Source organism: Nocardia sp. CC201C (assembly GCF_030010695.1).
Classification (GTDB): Bacteria; Actinomycetota; Actinomycetes; order Mycobacteriales; family Mycobacteriaceae; genus Nocardia; species Nocardia otitidiscaviarum.
Genome location: NZ_JASCXP010000615.1, coordinates 1 through 2,905, shown reverse-complemented (window position 1 = coordinate 2,905; position 2,905 = coordinate 1). Strand labels below are relative to the sequence as shown.

4 protein-coding genes and 1 pseudogene are annotated in these 2,905 nt (G+C 67.3%); 2 read left to right on the top strand and 3 right to left on the bottom strand.

The genetic code is table 11. From position 1 onward, the window contains the following. Nucleotides 1-140, bottom strand: a pseudogene (locus QK444_RS34945) (DUF4328 domain-containing protein); the annotation flags it as partial. Nucleotides 141-160: 20 nt separating this feature from the next. Beyond that, nucleotides 161-535: a rhodanese-like domain-containing protein gene (locus QK444_RS34940; RefSeq protein WP_282786269.1), complete on the bottom strand. Its 375-nt coding sequence runs from the start codon at nt 533-535 to the stop codon at nt 161-163. 282 nt (nt 536-817) lie between these two features. Between QK444_RS34940 and QK444_RS34935 the strand changes: the two genes are divergently transcribed. Beyond that, nucleotides 818-1,429 (top strand): hypothetical protein, encoded by a 612-nt coding sequence (locus tag QK444_RS34935; protein ID WP_143983333.1) that lies wholly within the window; start codon nt 818-820, stop codon nt 1,427-1,429. 24 nt (nt 1,430-1,453) lie between these two features. Here the strand turns inward: QK444_RS34935 and msrA are convergent, their stop codons facing one another. Continuing rightward, the gene (gene msrA / locus QK444_RS34930; RefSeq protein WP_282786268.1) at nt 1,454-2,137 is read right to left on the bottom strand and encodes a peptide-methionine (S)-S-oxide reductase MsrA; all 684 of its coding nucleotides are present in this window, start codon (nt 2,135-2,137) and stop codon (nt 1,454-1,456) included. Between the two features lie 208 nt (nt 2,138-2,345). Between msrA and QK444_RS34925 the strand changes: the two genes are divergently transcribed. Next, nucleotides 2,346-2,905, top strand: a 560-nt coding sequence (locus QK444_RS34925; RefSeq protein WP_282786267.1) for a superoxide dismutase, incomplete at its 3' end; no start/stop codon positions are given.

Sequence of the window (2,905 nt, the reverse complement as noted above, 5' to 3'; positions counted from 1 at the left end):
ACGGGCGCGGGCGAGAGCAACACGCCGTGACAGCGCGGACACCAGTGCAGCGGCGTGCCCTGCACTGCCCAGCGCGCGCCGCAGCGGGCGCAGGGTTGCACCACCGGCGATCGCGTCGGCGATCGCGGAACGGAACTCACCGGACGTGTCCCCCCTTCATCTAGTAGATCTTCGCCTGTTGCTCGTCGTCGCCGGCGAGCGGACGGCCCGCCTGCTGCCAGGCGACCATGCCGCCGGAGACGTGCAGGACCTCGTAGCCGATGTGCTCGAGGTACTGGGCCACCTGGATCGAGCGACCGCCCTGGCGGCAGATCACGTACACCTGGGCGTCGATATCTATTTCGTCGGTGCGCGCCGGGACGTCGACCATGGGGATGTGGATGGCGCCCGGCGCGTGGCCGAGCCGCCACTCGTCGGGTTCACGGACGTCGAGCAGGAGGGCGGGCACGCTGTCGGTCGTGCCCCACGGCTCGGCGGCGTCGAACTCCGCGGGCACGGCGTCGATCGGTACCGAGGGGATGTCGGGGCTCGTCACCCTGTCGATCCTGCCACGGGGGCGCGGCGGCGGGGGAGTTCCATTCCGGTCGAGCGGCAGGTTATCCACATAATCCACAACCTGATCCACAGGTCGAGACCTGTCCGGAATGTCCGGCCGAGCGCCCCGGTAGGTCCCCTCCACGTGCCGGAGCGTTCGGCCGGATATCTCTTTCGACGCAGCACCGGAACGATCGGTTCCCGGTGGAACCGTAAAAAACGACAACACTGCACAAAAACGAAAATCCCCGGTTCACGCAGGCACTTTCGGTAGCCTCGGACCATGGATACGAGCAGGGGGCTACTCGACACTCTGGACACCAACGGACTCAACACCGCCCTGTCCGAGGCGACCTGCCTCGGTATACAGGTCGAACCGGCAAATGCTCGGCTACGGCTCGAACTCGATGTGCTGACCTTGCCGCTCGACGGGCCACCGCCCGCCGACTGCGCGGTTTTCCTCACCCTCTCCGGCGTCAGCCGGGTCGCCGCCTCCTTCCGTCGCCAGCAGTGGGACGACCTGGAGCCGGAAATCCTGCCCGCCACCCTCGAGACGCTCGGTGACGCGGTGCGCAGCTTCGGCGGCGGCGCACTGCACGGCTGGGAGTTCTTCGACCTCGACGACAGCAGCTGGGCGCTGTGGCGGGAACTGCTCAGCTTCGACACCGTGCTCGGTGCGGGCGAGGGCGCGCACATTCTCGAGTTCTCCCAGGAGGAGGGCATCGACCCGCGCGAACTCGATATCCGCGTGTGGTTCGACCGGGTGAGCATCCAGGACTGCCACGGCCACGAGATCCCGGTCGCGGATTTCATCGCGGGCGGCATGCGGTGGTGGGAAGCGCACGACAGGTGCGATCCCCGCACCATGCGGCCGGATATCGTGCCGGCGCTGTAGCCGGGCGCAGTTCCGCGCGACGACCTATGTGCCCGGGCCGCCGATCGGGCACCGCACGCCGGTGCCGTGGTCGGGGCAGTAGCCGCCGGGGTTCTTCGCCAGATACTGCTGGTGATAGCCCTCGGCGTAGTAGAACGCGGACAGATCCGGTAGCGCGGCGATCTCGGTGGTGATGCTGCCGTACCCGGCCGCGGTCAGACATTCCTGATACGCCGCCGCGGTCTCGTGCGCGATGTCGGCCTGCCGGTCGTCGAGAGTCAGGACGGCCGAGCGGTACTGGGTGCCGCGGTCGTTGCCCTGCCGCATGCCCTGGGTCGGATCGTGGTTCTCCCAGAACCACCGCAGAATTCCCGCGTAGTCGACGACCTCGGGGTCGAACGCGACCAACACCGCCTCGGTATGCCCCGTGCGCCCCGAACACACCTCCTCGTAGGTGGCGTTGGGCGTATAGCCCCCGGCGTATCCGACGGCGGTACTGTGCACGCCGTCGTGCAGCCAGTAGCCCTGCTCCGCACCCCAGAAACAGCCCATGGCCACCACCGCGACCTCCGTGCCCGCGGGGAACGGTGGTTTCAGCGGATGCCCGTTGACGAAATGTCGCTCCGGGACGACCAGCGGCTCGGCACGGCCGGGCAACGCCTGCTCCGGCGTCACCGGCACGGCCTGCGGCAGTCGTATGCGGGCTACGAGTTCGTCGTACCACGACATGGGTTCGATGCTACGGCAGCCGTCTCGGCCCGAAGCGGGGCCTGTTTGCGCCGGTGCTGCGCGGGCACCGTCCACTTGCTGGGATTTTCGACCGGCGCCGGAATCAGGGGGGAGCGCCCCCGGTTGCAACCGAGCGGGTGTACGAATGATGGTTGGGTGCGCTCTACACACCGAGGGCACACGGCCCCGACACTGAGGAAGGGACATCGTGGCTGAGTACACGCTGCCAGATCTGAATTACGACTACAGCGCCCTGGAGCCCCACATCTCCGGGCAGATCAACGAACTGCATCACTCGAAGCACCACGCCGCCTATGTCGCGGGCGCGAACACCGCGCTCGAGAAGTTGGAGGAGGCCCGCGAGAAGGCCGACCACGGCGCGATCTTCCTGTACGAGAAGAACCTGGCCTTCCACCTGGGTGGCCACGTGAACCACTCCATCTGGTGGAAGAACCTCTCCCCCAACGGTGGCGACAAGCCGGTCGGCGAGCTGGCCGCCGCCATTGACGACCAGTTCGGTTCGTTCGACAAGTTCCGCGCGCAGTTCACCGCCGCGGCCAACGGTCTGCAGGGCTCCGGCTGGGCCGTCCTGGGTTACGACACCCTGGGCCAGAAGCTGCTGACCTTCCAGCTGTACGACCAGCAGGCCAACGTCCCGCTGGGCATCATCCCGCTGCTGCAGGTCGACATGTGGGAGCACGCCTTCTACCTGCAGTACAAGAACGTCAAGGCCGACTACGTGACCGCGTTCTGGAACGTCGTCAACTG